We start from the raw sequence: 13,927 nt of genomic DNA, 5'->3' as shown, positions 1-13,927 counted from the left end.
CAGTCTGTCAACAGCGCCATGTCAATTACCCCGCAAGAAGCCCTCCAACGCTGCATTGAACATCGCGAACTCTTTCATGATGAAATGACAGCCATGATGCGGCTCATTATGAGTGGTGAAATGGCGCCAGAGTTAGTGGCAGGATTATTGGTTGCCTTACGCACTAAAAAAGAAACCGTTGGTGAGATCGCTGCTGCCGCACAAGTGATGCGAGAGTTTGCTACCTCAGTAAAGGTGGATGACCGCAAGCACTTGGTGGATGTGGTGGGCACAGGCGGTGATGGCGCTCACACCTTCAATATCTCAACTGCAGCGATGTTTGTGGCTGCCGGTGCAGGAGCAAAGATCGCTAAGCATGGTAATCGTAGCGTGAGCAGCAAATCAGGTAGCGCAGATGTATTAGAAGCGCTCGGCGTAAATCTAGCTCTTTCCGCCGAGCAAGTCGCCACGTGCATCTCAACGGTAGGCGCAGGCTTTATGTTTGCCCCTAACCATCATCCAGCAATGAAAAATGTTGTGCCTATTCGCAAGAAGCTCGGCGTCCGGACTATCTTCAACATCCTTGGCCCACTCACCAACCCCGCTGATGCCAAGCGAATTTTGATGGGTGTATTTCATGCTGACCTAGTTGGTATTCAGGCACGCGTATTACAAGCCCTGGGAATGGAGCACGCTCTCGTTGTGTATGGGCGAGACGGCCTAGATGAAATTTCCTTAGAGGGTCCAACTTTAGTTGGCGAACTTAAAGATGGCGTAGTGCGTGAATATGAAATTCATCCAAAAGATTTTGGTTTAAATACCGCGCCCACCAACAGCTTTAAAGTGGCTAATGCTGAAGAGTCCAAGCAGACAGTCTTGGATGTACTCGATGGCAAACCCGGGCCTGCAAGCGATATCGTCTGCCTTAATGCCGGCGCCACACTATATGTAGCCGGAGTAGCAAAAGACATTGCTAGCGGTATTGCCCTAGCTAAAGTAGCCATTACAACTGGAGCGGCACGTCAAAAGTTAGATGCTTTTGTTGTAGCAACCCAATCTCAATAATTGATTATTCATGAGTGATATCCTCGATAAAATTGTTGCCACTAAGAAGATAGAAGTGGCTAACTGTCTGCAGAAAATGTCGCTTGCCAATCAACGTGAGCAAGCTGAATCCAATAATCATGATGCCCTTTTAAAGCCAAGAGGCTTTATTTCAGCTATTAAGAACAAGCTTTCTGCCGGCAAGGCAGGCGTTATTACTGAAATTAAAAAAGCCAGTCCAAGTAAAGGCATCTTGCGTGAAAACTTCATACCAGCAGACATTGCCCAGTCCTATGAAAAGCATGGTGCAGCCTGTTTATCAGTACTCACTGATGTGGATTATTTCCAAGGTTGCAATGCCTATCTGCAGCAAGCTCGTGCCGCCTGCAATATTCCTGTTTTGCGTAAAGATTTCACCATTGATCCGTATCAAGTCTATGAAGCTCGTGGGATTGGCGCCGATGCAATCCTGCTAATCGTGGCTTGTCTAGAATTAAATCAAATGAAAGAGCTTGAGGCTTGCGCTCATGAATTAGGTCTAGATGTTTTAGTCGAAGTTCACAATGCCCTAGAATTAGAGCAAGCACTAGAACTCAGAACACCTTTACTTGGCATTAACAATCGAAACCTCAAGACCTTTGAGGTAACACTGCAAACCACCCTCTCTCTAATGTCCATGGTTCCGGATCACAAAACCTTAGTAACAGAGTCTGGCATCTTGAGTCGCGCTGATGTAGAGCTCATGCGCAACAATCAAATCAATGCATTCTTGGTTGGGGAGGCATTTATGCGCGCCACAGATCCAGGGGCAGCCCTTAGTGAGCTGTTTTCCTAGTCTTACGCAGTAGATCTAGGCAGTATTTGATCAAAGAGATCAGCAGCAGTGAACCCAGCACATCGCCTATAAACATCACTACAAAGTGATTCACGCTACCCGTATCTTCCAGGGTCATCGTAGCGAACCACCACTGATGTAAGCCTGCGGAAAGCAAGGCATAAGTCAAAATACAAACAATGAGTTTGGGGAAATTGAGATTACTTAGGTCTGACTCGAGGCGAAGATTGCTAAAAACAAAAAATCTAGCCAAATAAGGCGCAAACCCCGAAATTAATCCAACACCAATACACAGCGTTAAATCATGCGGGAAATCGCCGTAATAGCTAATTAAAAATGAGGCTACAGTAATTCCGATGGCGCCAGGTAAACCAAAAATCAAAGTCAGAAATAGGCGGAGGCCAGCAGGCAGATAAATCCAACTTACCCCTAAGCTAAAAGTGATATCACTTGTTAACCAGTTGTTGAAATAAAAAAGAAATGTGTACGCCAACGCACTAATGGCGCATCCAATAAACCACTCTGAAGAAATTGCGAATAATTTAGACATTGTTATTAGTATGGATTAATTTTTATTGATGCGCATCAATTGCTAAAATCAGACCAAGGGAATACACTAGTATTAGCCCAAAAGCTAATATAAATAAATATAAAATATGTCATCTACTAAACCGTCACCCTACATCAAGTTCCTCAACTTGATTGATGCTCTTGATCGAATCAACCCAGGCAAGAAGCTGGATTGCATCGAAGAGAGTTTGCTCGATAAGATTGTTTCTTGCGCCCATGCCAAGCAAGCAATTTTGGTTGGTGATTTGATCTCCATCTCAGACCTAGGCTCACAAGCTACCTTGCATGGTCGCCTCAAAAATCTCAGCGCCTTGGGCTATATCAAAATGGCTGCTAATGCTGATGGTCGTAAAAAAGAAGTATTGCCCACCAAGATTGCTCTAAAGCGCTATGAAGAAATTTCTAAATGTTTAGAGAAGGCAGCAAAAGCCTCTTAATCACTTAGCCCCACTACACAATAAAAAAGCCCTGAAAAGGGCTTTTTTATTGGACAAACAAGAATGCCTTAGACGTTAAACAAGAAGTTCAATACATCTCCATCTTTAACAACATACTCTTTACCTTCCGCGCGCATCTTACCGGCCTCCTTGGCACCAGACTCTCCTTTGAACTGCACAAAATCTTCGTAGGAGATTGTCTGAGCACGAATAAAGCCACGCTCAAAGTCTGTATGAATCACGCCGGCCGCTTGAGGTGCTGTATCGCCAACATGGATAGTCCAAGCGCGAACCTCTTTAACTCCAGCCGTGAAATAGGTTTGTAAACCAAGCAATGAATAACCCGCACGAATCACCCGATCTAAGCCTGGCTCTTCCATTCCTAAGTCAGCCAAAAATTCAATCTTGTCGGCCTCTTCTAAATCGGCGATCTCTGCTTCAATCGCAGCGCATACCGCAACGACTGGAGCGTTTTCTTTTGCGGCATGTTGCTTCACGGCCTCGAGATGTGGATTATTTGAGAAGCCATCTTCTTTGACGTTCGCAACATACATTGCGGGCTTAGCGGTAATCAAACACAACGGTTTAATCAATAATTTTTCATCATCATTGAGATTCAAACTGCGCACTGGCAGAGCAGAATCTAGATGAGTCTGAACTTTAGTCAGAACGGCAACCAAAGCAGCAGCCTCTTTATCGTTGCCAGACTTAGCGGCCTTGCTTGAGCGATTCAGGGTTTTCTCAACCGTTGCCAGGTCCGATAAAGCCAATTCGGTGTCAATCACACCAATATCAGCAATGGGATCAATTTTCCCGGCGACGTGGATAACGTTGGGATCCTCGAAACACCGGACGACATGGGTAATAGCATCAGTTTCACGAATATTCGCTAAAAACTGATTGCCAAGACCTTCGCCTTTTGAGGCGCCAGCTACCAAACCAGCAATATCGACAAATTCGACTGCTGCAGGCAGAATGCGCTCAGGCTTTACGATCTCAGCCAAGGCGGCTAGGCGGGGGTCAGGAACCTCAACAACGCCCACATTAGGCTCAATCGTGCAGAAAGGATAGTTTTCCGCTGCGATCCCAGCCTTGGTAAGCGCATTAAAGAGGGTAGATTTGCCGACGTTAGGCAGGCCGACGATGCCACATTTCAAAGACATACCGTTATTGTAAAGGGGCTGGTTTCGATATCATCGAGTTATGTCAGAAGTTCACCCAAATAACGCATCTAAATCCCACGCCCAAATCCGCACAGTAGACGTTGTCGTGGTTGGCGGAGGCATTACTGGTAAGGCTTGCGCCCTAGGTCTAGCCCAGCTTGGGTTACAAACCATTGAAATTGCCCCCGATTTAGGACAAAACGTTGCAAGCCCGCAAGGCACTCAATGGGGCCAAAGAATCTACGCTTTTTCGCCTAGCACCCAAAAATTACTGGCTCATTTGCACATTTGGGATGCAATTGATCACAGCCGCCTGCAAGCAGTCCGAGATATGCGCATCTACGGTGATCGAGGCGAAAAGAGTGACCATCTCCATCTTTCTGCATTTGAAGCGGGCACTCCACAACTTGCTTGGATTGGAGAGGCCAATTTAATTGAGCACACCATCGATCAAGCTTCACGTTTTCAGAACAAGTTAGAGCGCATTAATGATGTTGTCGAAAGAATGCAGGTTGATGCTGATGGAAGTACTCTGCATTTAAAAAATGGTGGGGGCATTCGTGCGCAACTCGTGATTGCAGCTGATGGCGCCAACTCACCAATACGCAATCAATTGGGTATTAGCGCGAGTGAAGAAAGTTATTCACAAAGTGCAGTAGTTGCCAATTGGCTGTGTGACTATCCCCATTTAGAAACTGCCTTTCAGTGGTTTTTACCAGGCGGCGATATCGTGGCCATGCTGCCCTTGCCAGGAAAACAAGTTTCAATGGTTTGGTCCACCTCCCCAGAACATGCAGCGGATTTATTAAAGCTAGACCAAGTGCAATGGCTGGATCAATTCTCTTCCATTACTAATGGTGCAATTGCTAAACAATTGGGTGAATTGACCCTGAACTCAGTACCTGCAGCCTTCCCCTTAAGAAAGATTCGAGCCAAACGATTTATTGGGCCAGATTCCTCTCCTAAGGTCATACTCATTGGTGATGCTGCCCATGTCATGCATCCGCTGGCTGGGCAAGGCCTGAATCTAGGGCTGCGAGATGTTGCGGTATTGCTGAATATTTTGGGCAAGCGTGAATCCTTCCGTTCGCCTAGTGACTTAGTATTGCTTCGGCGCTATGAACGACAACGCCAAGGCGACACTAGCGCACTCTTATGGGTGACCGATAAACTTAAGAAATTATTTTCTGCAAGCAGTAGCACTGAACGCCAGCTCCGCAACTGGGGTTTAGGTCTCGTGAACAAAAGCCACTTTATAAAACAGCGCTTAATTGAACGCGCTTTAGGAGAAATTGATTTTGAATAAATTGTTATCTGCGATTGCATTTATTGGCGCCGCCCTGCTCTGCACTAGCCCACTTCACGCACAACAAGAACAGCAATTAAGGGCTGAGATCCAAAAGAAGTTGGGCGCCAATGCCAAAGTAAAAAGTGTTTCGCCAGCCCCAGTTTCTGGACTTTATGAAGTATTGGTCGGTAACGATATTTTTTATACCGACACCTCTGGGAAGTACCTAATTCAAGGTGAGATCATTGAGCTCGCATCAGGTAAAAATATTACCGAGCAAAGGCAGACAGACCTAAACCGTATTAAATGGAGTGATTTAACACCTGCCAATGCGATTAAAAATGTTCGCGGCAATGGCAGTCGCCAGCTGGCAGTATTCTCCGACCCAAACTGTGGCTATTGCAAACGCCTAGAGAAGTCATTGCAACAACTAGATAACATCACGATCTATACCTACTTAATACCTATTCTGTCGCCAGACTCCACCCAAAAAGCAAAGCAAATTTGGTGCTCTTCTGATCCCTATAAAACATATATAGATTGGATGGTGAATGGCATCGCGCCTAGCGGTAAGGGAGAGTGCAGCACACCACTAGATAAGAATATGGCTTTCGCAAAGACCTATGGAATCACGGGCACGCCGACTTTATTCTTTACTGATGGCAGCCGTTTCCCTGGCGCAGTGCAAATTAACGATATCGAAAAGAAATTTAGCTCTCTGAAATAAATATCATGAACCATGCCGACTTACCTGCGATTCAATATACGGTCTGGCCGGCAGACCTCCACGGCCATCACTTTCGCGTCAAGCTGCATATTGCCAATCCCGACCCCGAAGGCCAGGTGCTACAAATGGCAGCCTGGATTCCAGGTAGTTATTTAATTCGTGATTTCAGTAAACATGTCGAATCAATTGAAGCGTTTTCAGTAGAGGGTGCCAAGAGAAAAATAGCACTCGAACGGATTGATAATGACCATTGGCGCTTACCGCCATGTAATGGCCCGATAGAGGTGCTCAGCACTGTTTATGCTTTTGATACTTCAGTACGTGCAGCGTATCTCGATACCGAACGCGCCTTCTTTAACGCCACCAGCCTATGTCTAGCCGTCAAAGGGCAAGCGCATTTACCTTGCTCACTCGCCATCACCCCGCCGGAACTTGCCTTTGCTGACCACTGGACGGTTCAAACTACCTTAAGGGCAGCGAAGACAGATGGGCGTGGGTTTGGTTTTTATCTGGCACAAAATTATGATGATCTATTGGATCGCCCCGTGGCTATGGGCGAGTTCCAACTTGTGCACTGGAAATCGAATGGTGTAGCTCATCGCATGGCAGTACAGGGCTGCAATCATATTGTTGATGCCAAACGTCTTGCACAAGATTTACAAGCAATCTGTGCCAGCACCATTGACCTCTTTGAGCCAAAATCTAAACGCGCCCCTTTTAATGAATACCTTTTCTTAGTTAACGCGGCATTAAATGGCTATGGCGGCCTTGAGCATCGCAATAGCACTGCACTACTCTGTAGGCGCGATCAAATCCCCCAAGAAAATATTCTCTTTGAAGAATCTGCATATAGAGAATTCTTAGGCCTCTGTAGTCACGAGTATTTTCATGCATGGCTGGTTAAGCGTATTCAGCCAAAAGCCTTTCAACCGTATGATCTGGCTAAACGTAATCACACTCGCTTACTATGGGTGTTTGAGGGCTTCACCAGTTACTACGATGATCTTCAACTACTGCGTAGCAAGCGAATTGATCTTAAGACTTATCTCAAACTCGTTGCGGATAACTGGAACGGGATCTTGCGCGGTCCCGGGCGCCACAAGCAAAGCTTAGCTGACAGCTCTTTTGATGCCTGGACCAAGTATTACCAAGCGGATGAGAACACGCCAAATTCAGTTGTCAGCTACTACGGCAAAGGTGCCTTAGTTGCACTTGGTCTTGATTTACAGATTCGGGCATTCACTAAAAATAAACAGTCTCTAGACGACCTCCTGCGCCTACTTTGGAATAAGCATGGCGTCACCTTGGATGGCATTGCAGAAGACGGACTAGATGATTTGATTTTTGAATTGCTAGGAAACGGCTTTAGCAAGACCTGGAATGAAATGAAGGCCCGCTATATTTTTGGTACAGAAGATATTCCTCTGCAAAAATGGATTGGCTCAAATCTCATTTCTGTAAAAACAAAATCTCAATCTACGCTGGAAAAACTCAAGCTACAGTTTGGGATACGCCATACAGATGCCAATGGCTGGCTTAAGGTTACCCATGTGCTTGATAGCGGGATTGCTCAAGCAGCAGGCCTATCAGCTGGTGATTTACTAGCCAGTATTGATGGTCAGCGTGTCACTGGCGTCCGCTGGGACAGAATCTTAGGCAGTCTTTCTGAAAACTCCCATGCCCGCATTACTTTCTATCGCGATGATCTAGAGCATGAGCGCATGGTTTCAATGCAATCTGCCCAGCTACCTGTGCAATATGAACTGACACCCAAGAAAGATGTCTGATCGAAATTGAAAGCACTATTTTCAAAAGACGATATCCCAAAGGATTGGCAAGAATTACTAGGGAATTATTTCGAGTCAGCAGATTGGTGCTCACTAGAAAAAAATTTACAGACCGCTCTTGATGCTGAAATTATTCAACCCGAGCCTCAGAACTTTTTTAAAGCTCTCAAACTTTGCCCCGTTGATTCAGTAAAGGTGGTGATCCTGGGCCAAGACCCTTATCACTCACCAGGGCTGGCTCAAGGACTAGCCTTTTCGATACCCGCTGAAATTGCAGTCAATTCACGAGAATTTCCCAGCTCACTACGCAATATCAGTAAAGCATTGGCATTAGAAGGTTTTGGGTCTTTACCAAATGGTGATCTTCACAATTGGGCCGAGCAAGGAGTGCTACTTCTCAATACTGCTTTGAGTGTCAAGCTGGGCGAGGCCGGCAGTCATACGGGTCTAGGATGGAAAAGCTTCATTGATCATTTGATCAGCGCTTTATCCAAAACAAGACCACATGTTGTCTGGATGCTATGGGGTGGTCATGCCCAATCTAAGCTGCCACTCATTGAAGGTGGTCAGAATCCTTTGATATTGCAATCCTCCCATCCATCTGGACTTGGCGTATACAAGACGAATAAGCCTTTTTTGGAGCCTGGAGGCAAGGCCAGTTGCAATCACTTCATTAAAGCCAATCAATGGCTGATTGAACAAAAGAGTGCGCCTATTCAGTGGGTGACGAACAATCGCGCTGACTTATTTAGCTAAAGCAGCAAAAACACACCCCACTGCGCAGGCAGCAAAAATAGCGCTGGCCCACTCGAGGATTTGCCCAGATTGGAAAAGATCCCAGTACTGCCCTGCATACGAGCTAGCCGCCGCCGCAATAGATCCTAGTAAGAAGGTCATCAGAATCCTGCCGGGATTGACCCCACCAGAAGCTCCGGGGTAAAAAATCCCGGCTGACACCCCAGAAACACCCCCAATCACCAGAAAAGCCAAAAACCCCATTGATACCCCCATTAATGCTGCCATCAAATCTATAATTGCCATTATGAAGTTGTTGACACTCGGCATCAATCATCACACAGCGCCGGTCGCCATTCGGGAAAAGGTCGCCTTTGACCCTGAATTTCTTCAAGAAGCGTTGCACGACCTTCGCCAACATTTAGTTGGCGCGAATCAGGCCGGGCTTCCCGAAGCCACAATTTTGTCAACCTGCAACCGCACTGAGGTCTACTGTGCCGCAAATGATGCCAGTGCCGCAGGTCTTTTGCATGAAGCTACTTTCGATTGGTTGGCCAAAACTCAACAGCTTGCCCCAAGCAGTCTTGAGCCTCACATTTACTCATTACCGCAATCAGATGCAGTGCGACACGCCTTCAGAGTTGCGTGCGGTTTAGACTCCATGGTGATTGGTGAGACACAAATCTTAGGCCAAATGAAAGATGCGGTTCGCACCGCAAATGATGCTGGTGTATTGGGAACCTATCTCAATCAACTATTTCAGAAAACATTTGCAGTCGCCAAAGAAGTACGCGGCTCTACTGAAATTGGCGCACACTCTATTTCGATGGCTGCAGCATCTGTTCGTCTCTCAGAGCGCATCTTTGAAAAAATTGCAGATCAAAAGATTTTGTTCATTGGTGCCGGTGAGATGATTACTTTATGCGCAACGCATTTTGTTGCGCGCAAACCGAAGAATGTGGCGATTGCTAACCGCACGATAGAGCGCGGTCAAGAGCTCGCAGACTCCATTTCCTCGCAAGACGTTGAAGCTGAATCCTTTAAGCTCTCGGAGCTCCCAGGGCGCCTACATGAGTTCGACATTATTGTTTCTAGCACTGCCTCATCATTACCCATCATTGGCCTGGGCATGGTGGAGAGCGCTCTAAAACAGCGTCGCCACAAGCCGATGGTCATGATTGATTTAGCAGTGCCGCGAGATTTTGAACCTGAAATCTCCAGACTAGATGACATCTATCTTTACACCGTTGATGATTTAGGATTAATGATTCAGACTGGCGCCAGCTTACGTCAAGCAGCAGTTGGCCAAGCTGAAGCGATCATCGAAGATCGTGTTGGTAACTTTATGCATTGGATGCAAGGTCGTAATGCAGTTCCACTGATTCAGGATATTCAGCAGCAAGGTGAACGTTTGCGTCAGCTTGAACTCGAGCGGGCGATGAAACGCTTGATGCGTGGCGATGATCCACAAGAAGTTCTCAATGCCATGGCACAAGGTCTAACTAATAAATTTCTGCATGGCTCACTCCATGCACTGCAACACTCTAATGGCGCTGAGCGTGACGCCTTGATTAAGTTGTTACCCAAACTATTCGCCTCGCATTCCAAGCCAGAAGACCATTAGATGAAGCCCAGTATGCGGGCTAAGCTAGACCACCTAGACACGCGCTTAGCCGAACTTAACTCCTTATTAACCTCCGAAGATGCAACCAAAGATATGGATGCTTATCGGAAGCTCACACGTGAACATTCAGATATTGCTACCGTAGTAGAGCAGTTTGGCCTCTACAAGCAAGCTGAGGCAGACGCCCAAGCGGCAGAGGAAATGCGCAAAGATCCTGAAATGAAGGACTTTGCTGATGATGAGCAGAAGCAGGCTTTAGCTACGATGGAAGAGCTTGCAGGCAAATTACAAAAGCTCTTACTTCCTAAAGATGAAAATGATGATCGTAACGTTTTCTTAGAGATTCGTGCGGGCACTGGTGGTGACGAGAGCGCACTCTTTGCTGGTGATCTACTTCGCATGTACAGCCGCTTTGCTGAACGCCAAGGCTGGAAAGTAGAAATGGTGAGTGCTGCTGAATCTGATTTAGGTGGTTACAAAGAAGTTGTTCTTCGCCTTGTCGGTCAGTCTGTTTACTCACGTCTTAAGTTTGAATCTGGTGGCCATCGTGTGCAGCGCGTACCGCAAACAGAAACGCAGGGTCGCATTCATACATCAGCCTGCACTGTGGCAGTCATGCCAGAAGCAGATGAACTTGAGGCGGTCAAAATTAATCCCGCAGAGTTGCGTATCGATACCTTCCGCGCTTCAGGTGCCGGCGGTCAGCATATTAATAAAACGGATTCTGCCGTGCGTATTACTCACTTACCTACCGGCACTGTAGTTGAATGCCAAGATGATCGTAGTCAGCACCGTAATCGCGAACAAGCCATGAAGGTATTGGTTTCCCGCATCATGGATGCTAGAGAGCGTGAGAAACATCAACTTGAGGCGCAAACCAGGAAGTCGCTGGTTGGGTCGGGCGATCGCAGCGACCGCATTCGCACCTATAACTTTCCGCAAGGTCGTATTACCGACCACCGCATCAATCTCACACTTTATAAAATTGATGCCATGATGGATGGTGACATCGACGATCTTTGCAATGCTCTAGCATCTGAACATCAGGCAGAGTTACTTGCTGCCCTTGGTGATAGTTAAGCGATCACGAAATCTGTGAATCAGGATTTGAGCCTACGCTCACTATTGAGTAATTCAGTACTTGCCCCTGCTGAGGCAAAAATTCTGATGGCTTATGTCCTTGAAAAGTATTACCAACTTCCACGCTCTGCTCTGCTATCACGCGATGATTTGGTGCTCAACGCTAAGGCGCTTGAAGAGTGGAAAATGCTTGAATCCAAGAGAATACAGGGCGAGCCGATCGCCTATCTGATTGGCAAAAGAGGCTTTCACAATATTGAGCTTTATGTTGCTCCTGGGGTGCTGATACCGCGCCCCGAAACTGAGCTCTTAGTAGAAATTGGTTTGCGTGAAATCACACGTTTGAATGCTCCAACCAATATTTTGGATTTAGGGACGGGCTCGGGTGCCATAGCTTTAGCCATTGCACATGAAGCTCCAGACGCGCAACTTACTGCGACCGATCAAGCTATAGAAGCCCTAGATATTGCCAAAATAAATGCCAAGCTTTTAAATATGGAGTCTCGAGTACAGTTTTTTCAGGGAAGCTGGTATGAGGCGATAGAAGCTAGCGCTTCTTATGATGTCATTTTGAGTAATCCACCCTACATAACATCCCAAGATTCACACCTAAGCCAGGGTGACTTGCGCTTTGAGCCAATTTCCGCCCTAACTGATCATGGCAACGGACTCACCTGCTTAGAAAGCATTATTTCAGGCGCCAAACACCATCTAAATCCCAATGGCCTGCTAGCGGTTGAGCATGGCTTTAACCAGTCAGAAGCAGTTGTAGCCCTCATGCAGCAAGCGGGTTTTCAGGATGTACAAGCACATCTGGATTTAGGCGGCCATTACCGGGTCGCCTCGGGCAGAAAATAGGTTGAAATAACCTTTTTTCACATTAAGTCTTAAAATCAATAAAACCTTATTTTCAAACCGTCTTTGCAATAAGACTGCCGCAGTAGACACTTAGTAGAAAGAATATATGGACTCACAAGCTCAAATTAAAGAAATTGTTACTAGCCACCCAGTGGTGTTGTTCATGAAGGGAACTGCGCAGTTTCCACAATGCGGTTTTTCTGGAAATGCCATCAACATCTTGCGTGCTAGTGGTGTTGAAAATCTTCACACAGTAAATGTCTTAGAAGATGCCGGTATTCGTCAAGGCATTAAAGAGTTTGCAAATTGGCCAACGATTCCCCAGCTTTATATCAATGGTGAATTTATTGGTGGCTCTGACATCATGACCGAAATGTTCCAGTCCGGCGAACTCCAAAAACTCGTTAAAGCTTAATCAAGAATTTCGTTGAGACTTTGACGCTGTGACTTTTGATTTAAGCTCTCTTCTATTATTTGGCCTGCCATTTGGAGTTTGTGCAGGCCTTTTAGTTTATGCGTTAAACCTGCGCTCTACCCTTGCTCGCGTTGAGCTGCAAGCTCAAACAGAGCTTGCCCTAGGGCTTAGCTTGCGTACCGAGCGTGACCAAGCACTACAAAATGCGATTCGCCTTGAAGCAGAGCTGGACTCTGAACGCAAACAAGGTCTAGGCAGAATTGAATCACTTAATGAAGCTAAAGAGGCTTTGACAAATCAGTTCAAAAATTTAGCCAATGAGATCCTGGAAGACAAGTCTAAGCGCTTTACCGAACAAAATGCAGCGAGTCTAGATGCTCTATTAAAACCCCTGCAAACCAAACTCACTGAATTTAAAGAGCAAGTCAGCACTTCTTATGGCAATGAAGCTCGTGAGCGCCATGCGCTCAAAAGTGAAATCGAGCGTTTGGCCAATCTCAATCTGCGCATGTCAGATGAAACACGTTCTTTAACCCAAGCATTAAAGGGCGATTCTAAGGTTCAAGGCAATTGGGGTGAGCTGGTACTGGAATCCATCCTCGAGTCCTCTGGCCTTCGCAAGGGTGAAGAGTATCTTGTGCAAGACAGCCACACCCAAGCTGATGGCTCGCGCCTACAGCCTGACGTCGTGATTAAACTGCCTGAGGGCAGAAGTCTGGTTGTAGATAGCAAGGTATCGATTACAGCCTATGCCCGCCATGCTCAAACTACAGACCCTATAGTTGCTGAGCAAGAGTTGACTGCGCATATCCAATCGCTGCGTCAGCATATTCAAGGCCTTTCAGGAAAGAACTATAGCTCGCTTTATGGAGTGGGTTCAGTAGACTTTGTTTTAATGTTTGTACCAATCGAGCCCGCATTCTTACTGGCATTAAAAACCGCACCCAACTTATATCAAGAAGCTCTGGCAAAAAATATTGTGTTGGTCTGCCCAAGCACTCTTATGGCCACGCTGCGAACAGTTGCCCATCTATGGCGACAGGATCATCAAAACCGCAATGCATTAGAAATTGCGAAACAATGTGGCAATTTATACGATAAGTTTGTAGGCTTTGTAGATGACTTAGAGAAGCTTGGCCAGCGATTAGATCAAGCGCAAACCAGCTACCACGATGCATTCAATAAACTAAAAACCGGCAAGGGCAACCTCATCCGCTCTGCTGAAAAGGTGCGGGAACTAGGCGTGAAGCCCAGTAAGAATCTATCTCCGCCCCTGATTGAGTCCTCTGCAGATTTTGAATAATTTAGATAATTAAAAACCCCGCCCAGTTTGCACTAGGCGGGGTTTTTAGTTTTAAATCTATTACTTAATACTTAATTAATTC

General features: G+C 46.3%; 15 protein-coding genes. 12 read left to right on the top strand and 3 right to left on the bottom strand.

Annotated features, from left to right (window positions below; all coding sequences use genetic code 11):
- Positions 1 to 18 precede the first annotated feature (18 nt).
- Positions 19 to 1,044 (top strand): anthranilate phosphoribosyltransferase, encoded by a 1,026-nt coding sequence (gene trpD, locus ICE90_RS02140; RefSeq protein ID WP_216190713.1) that lies wholly within the window; start codon positions 19 to 21, stop codon positions 1,042 to 1,044.
- Between the two features lie 10 nt (positions 1,045 to 1,054).
- A complete protein-coding gene (gene trpC, locus ICE90_RS02135) occupies positions 1,055 to 1,858 on the top strand; it encodes an indole-3-glycerol phosphate synthase TrpC (RefSeq protein WP_216190712.1) in 804 nt (267 codons plus the stop codon).
- Here trpC and ICE90_RS02130 read toward each other — a convergent pair.
- The gene (locus ICE90_RS02130) at positions 1,839 to 2,408 is read right to left on the bottom strand and encodes a hypothetical protein (protein WP_216190711.1); all 570 of its coding nucleotides are present in this window, start codon (positions 2,406 to 2,408) and stop codon (positions 1,839 to 1,841) included. The genes trpC and ICE90_RS02130 overlap by 20 nt on opposite strands.
- A gap of 106 nt (positions 2,409 to 2,514) precedes the next feature.
- Between ICE90_RS02130 and ICE90_RS02125 the strand changes: the two genes are divergently transcribed.
- Positions 2,515 to 2,865 (top strand): hypothetical protein, encoded by a 351-nt coding sequence (locus ICE90_RS02125; protein ID WP_216154347.1) that lies wholly within the window; start codon positions 2,515 to 2,517, stop codon positions 2,863 to 2,865.
- A gap of 68 nt (positions 2,866 to 2,933) precedes the next feature.
- Here ICE90_RS02125 and ychF read toward each other — a convergent pair whose 3' ends face one another.
- Positions 2,934 to 4,028: a redox-regulated ATPase YchF gene (gene ychF, locus ICE90_RS02120; protein ID WP_216121513.1), complete on the bottom strand. Its 1,095-nt coding sequence runs from the start codon at positions 4,026 to 4,028 to the stop codon at positions 2,934 to 2,936.
- A gap of 40 nt (positions 4,029 to 4,068) precedes the next feature.
- Between ychF and ICE90_RS02115 the strand changes: the two genes are divergently transcribed.
- The 4 genes from ICE90_RS02115 to ICE90_RS02100 are packed head-to-tail and all read left to right on the top strand — an operon-like array spanning position 4,069 to position 8,586.
- Entirely contained in the window at positions 4,069 to 5,334 is a 1,266-nt protein-coding gene (locus tag ICE90_RS02115; protein WP_216190710.1) for an FAD-dependent monooxygenase, read from the top strand.
- Positions 5,327 to 6,043 carry a DsbC family protein gene (locus tag ICE90_RS02110; protein ID WP_216154345.1) on the top strand — a complete coding sequence of 239 codons (717 nt, stop codon included), beginning with the start codon at positions 5,327 to 5,329 and terminating at the stop codon, positions 6,041 to 6,043. Before ICE90_RS02115 ends, ICE90_RS02110 begins: the two co-directional genes overlap by 8 nt.
- A gap of 5 nt (positions 6,044 to 6,048) precedes the next feature.
- Positions 6,049 to 7,830 carry a M61 family metallopeptidase gene (locus ICE90_RS02105; protein WP_216190709.1) on the top strand — a complete coding sequence of 594 codons (1,782 nt, stop codon included), beginning with the start codon at positions 6,049 to 6,051 and terminating at the stop codon, positions 7,828 to 7,830.
- A 6-nt stretch (positions 7,831 to 7,836) separates the two neighbouring features.
- On the top strand, positions 7,837 to 8,586 hold the full coding sequence (locus tag ICE90_RS02100) for a uracil-DNA glycosylase (protein ID WP_216190708.1): 750 nt from the start codon (positions 7,837 to 7,839) through the stop codon (positions 8,584 to 8,586).
- On the opposite strand, the gene ICE90_RS02095 is transcribed toward ICE90_RS02100, so the two are convergent.
- Positions 8,575 to 8,871: a hypothetical protein gene (locus ICE90_RS02095; protein WP_251368493.1), complete on the bottom strand. Its 297-nt coding sequence runs from the start codon at positions 8,869 to 8,871 to the stop codon at positions 8,575 to 8,577. The genes ICE90_RS02100 and ICE90_RS02095 overlap by 12 nt on opposite strands.
- Before the next feature lies 1 nt (position 8,872).
- Here ICE90_RS02095 and hemA point away from each other — a divergent pair, with 1 nt between their 5' ends.
- The 5 genes from hemA to ICE90_RS02070 all read left to right on the top strand — a co-directional run bounded on the left by hemA (position 8,873) and on the right by ICE90_RS02070 (position 13,845).
- Positions 8,873 to 10,189 (top strand): glutamyl-tRNA reductase, encoded by a 1,317-nt coding sequence (gene hemA, locus ICE90_RS02090; RefSeq protein WP_215321334.1) that lies wholly within the window; start codon positions 8,873 to 8,875, stop codon positions 10,187 to 10,189.
- Positions 10,190 to 11,269, top strand: coding sequence for a peptide chain release factor 1 (prfA, locus tag ICE90_RS02085; protein ID WP_215321333.1), 1,080 nt, complete (start codon positions 10,190 to 10,192; stop codon positions 11,267 to 11,269).
- A gap of 15 nt (positions 11,270 to 11,284) precedes the next feature.
- The gene (prmC, locus tag ICE90_RS02080) at positions 11,285 to 12,127 is read left to right on the top strand and encodes a peptide chain release factor N(5)-glutamine methyltransferase (protein WP_215321332.1); all 843 of its coding nucleotides are present in this window, start codon (positions 11,285 to 11,287) and stop codon (positions 12,125 to 12,127) included.
- Positions 12,128 to 12,233: 106 nt separating this feature from the next.
- Positions 12,234 to 12,542: a Grx4 family monothiol glutaredoxin gene (grxD, locus tag ICE90_RS02075; RefSeq protein WP_072583421.1), complete on the top strand. Its 309-nt coding sequence runs from the start codon at positions 12,234 to 12,236 to the stop codon at positions 12,540 to 12,542.
- Positions 12,543 to 12,570: 28 nt separating this feature from the next.
- Positions 12,571 to 13,845, top strand: a complete 1,275-nt coding sequence (locus ICE90_RS02070) for a DNA recombination protein RmuC (protein ID WP_216190707.1) — start codon at positions 12,571 to 12,573, stop codon at positions 13,843 to 13,845.
- Positions 13,846 to 13,927 lie beyond the last annotated feature (82 nt).

The sequence above is a fragment of the Polynucleobacter sp. AP-RePozz3-80-G7 genome (genome assembly GCF_018882145.1).
Classification (GTDB): Bacteria; Pseudomonadota; Gammaproteobacteria; order Burkholderiales; family Burkholderiaceae; genus Polynucleobacter.
Note: the sequence above shows the minus strand (reverse complement) of the source record. Positions and strands in the feature narration are given on the sequence as shown.

Excerpts from the sequence above, each read along its gene's own strand:
- trpD (WP_216190713.1), top strand. The coding sequence starts at position 19 with ATGTCAATTACCCCGCAAGAAGCCCTCCAACGCTGCATTGAACATCGC.
- trpC (WP_216190712.1), top strand. The coding sequence starts at position 1,055 with ATGAGTGATATCCTCGATAAAATTGTTGCCACTAAGAAGATAGAAGTG.
- ICE90_RS02130 (WP_216190711.1), bottom strand. The coding sequence starts at position 2,408 with ATGTCTAAATTATTCGCAATTTCTTCAGAGTGGTTTATTGGATGCGCC.
- ICE90_RS02125 (WP_216154347.1), top strand. The coding sequence starts at position 2,515 with ATGTCATCTACTAAACCGTCACCCTACATCAAGTTCCTCAACTTGATT.
- ychF (WP_216121513.1), bottom strand. The coding sequence starts at position 4,028 with ATGTCTTTGAAATGTGGCATCGTCGGCCTGCCTAACGTCGGCAAATCT.
- ICE90_RS02115 (WP_216190710.1), top strand. The coding sequence starts at position 4,069 with ATGTCAGAAGTTCACCCAAATAACGCATCTAAATCCCACGCCCAAATC.
- ICE90_RS02105 (WP_216190709.1), top strand. The coding sequence starts at position 6,049 with ATGAACCATGCCGACTTACCTGCGATTCAATATACGGTCTGGCCGGCA.
- ICE90_RS02095 (WP_251368493.1), bottom strand. The coding sequence starts at position 8,871 with ATGGCAATTATAGATTTGATGGCAGCATTAATGGGGGTATCAATGGGG.
- hemA (WP_215321334.1), top strand. The coding sequence starts at position 8,873 with ATGAAGTTGTTGACACTCGGCATCAATCATCACACAGCGCCGGTCGCC.
- prfA (WP_215321333.1), top strand. The coding sequence starts at position 10,190 with ATGAAGCCCAGTATGCGGGCTAAGCTAGACCACCTAGACACGCGCTTA.
- grxD (WP_072583421.1), top strand. The coding sequence starts at position 12,234 with ATGGACTCACAAGCTCAAATTAAAGAAATTGTTACTAGCCACCCAGTG.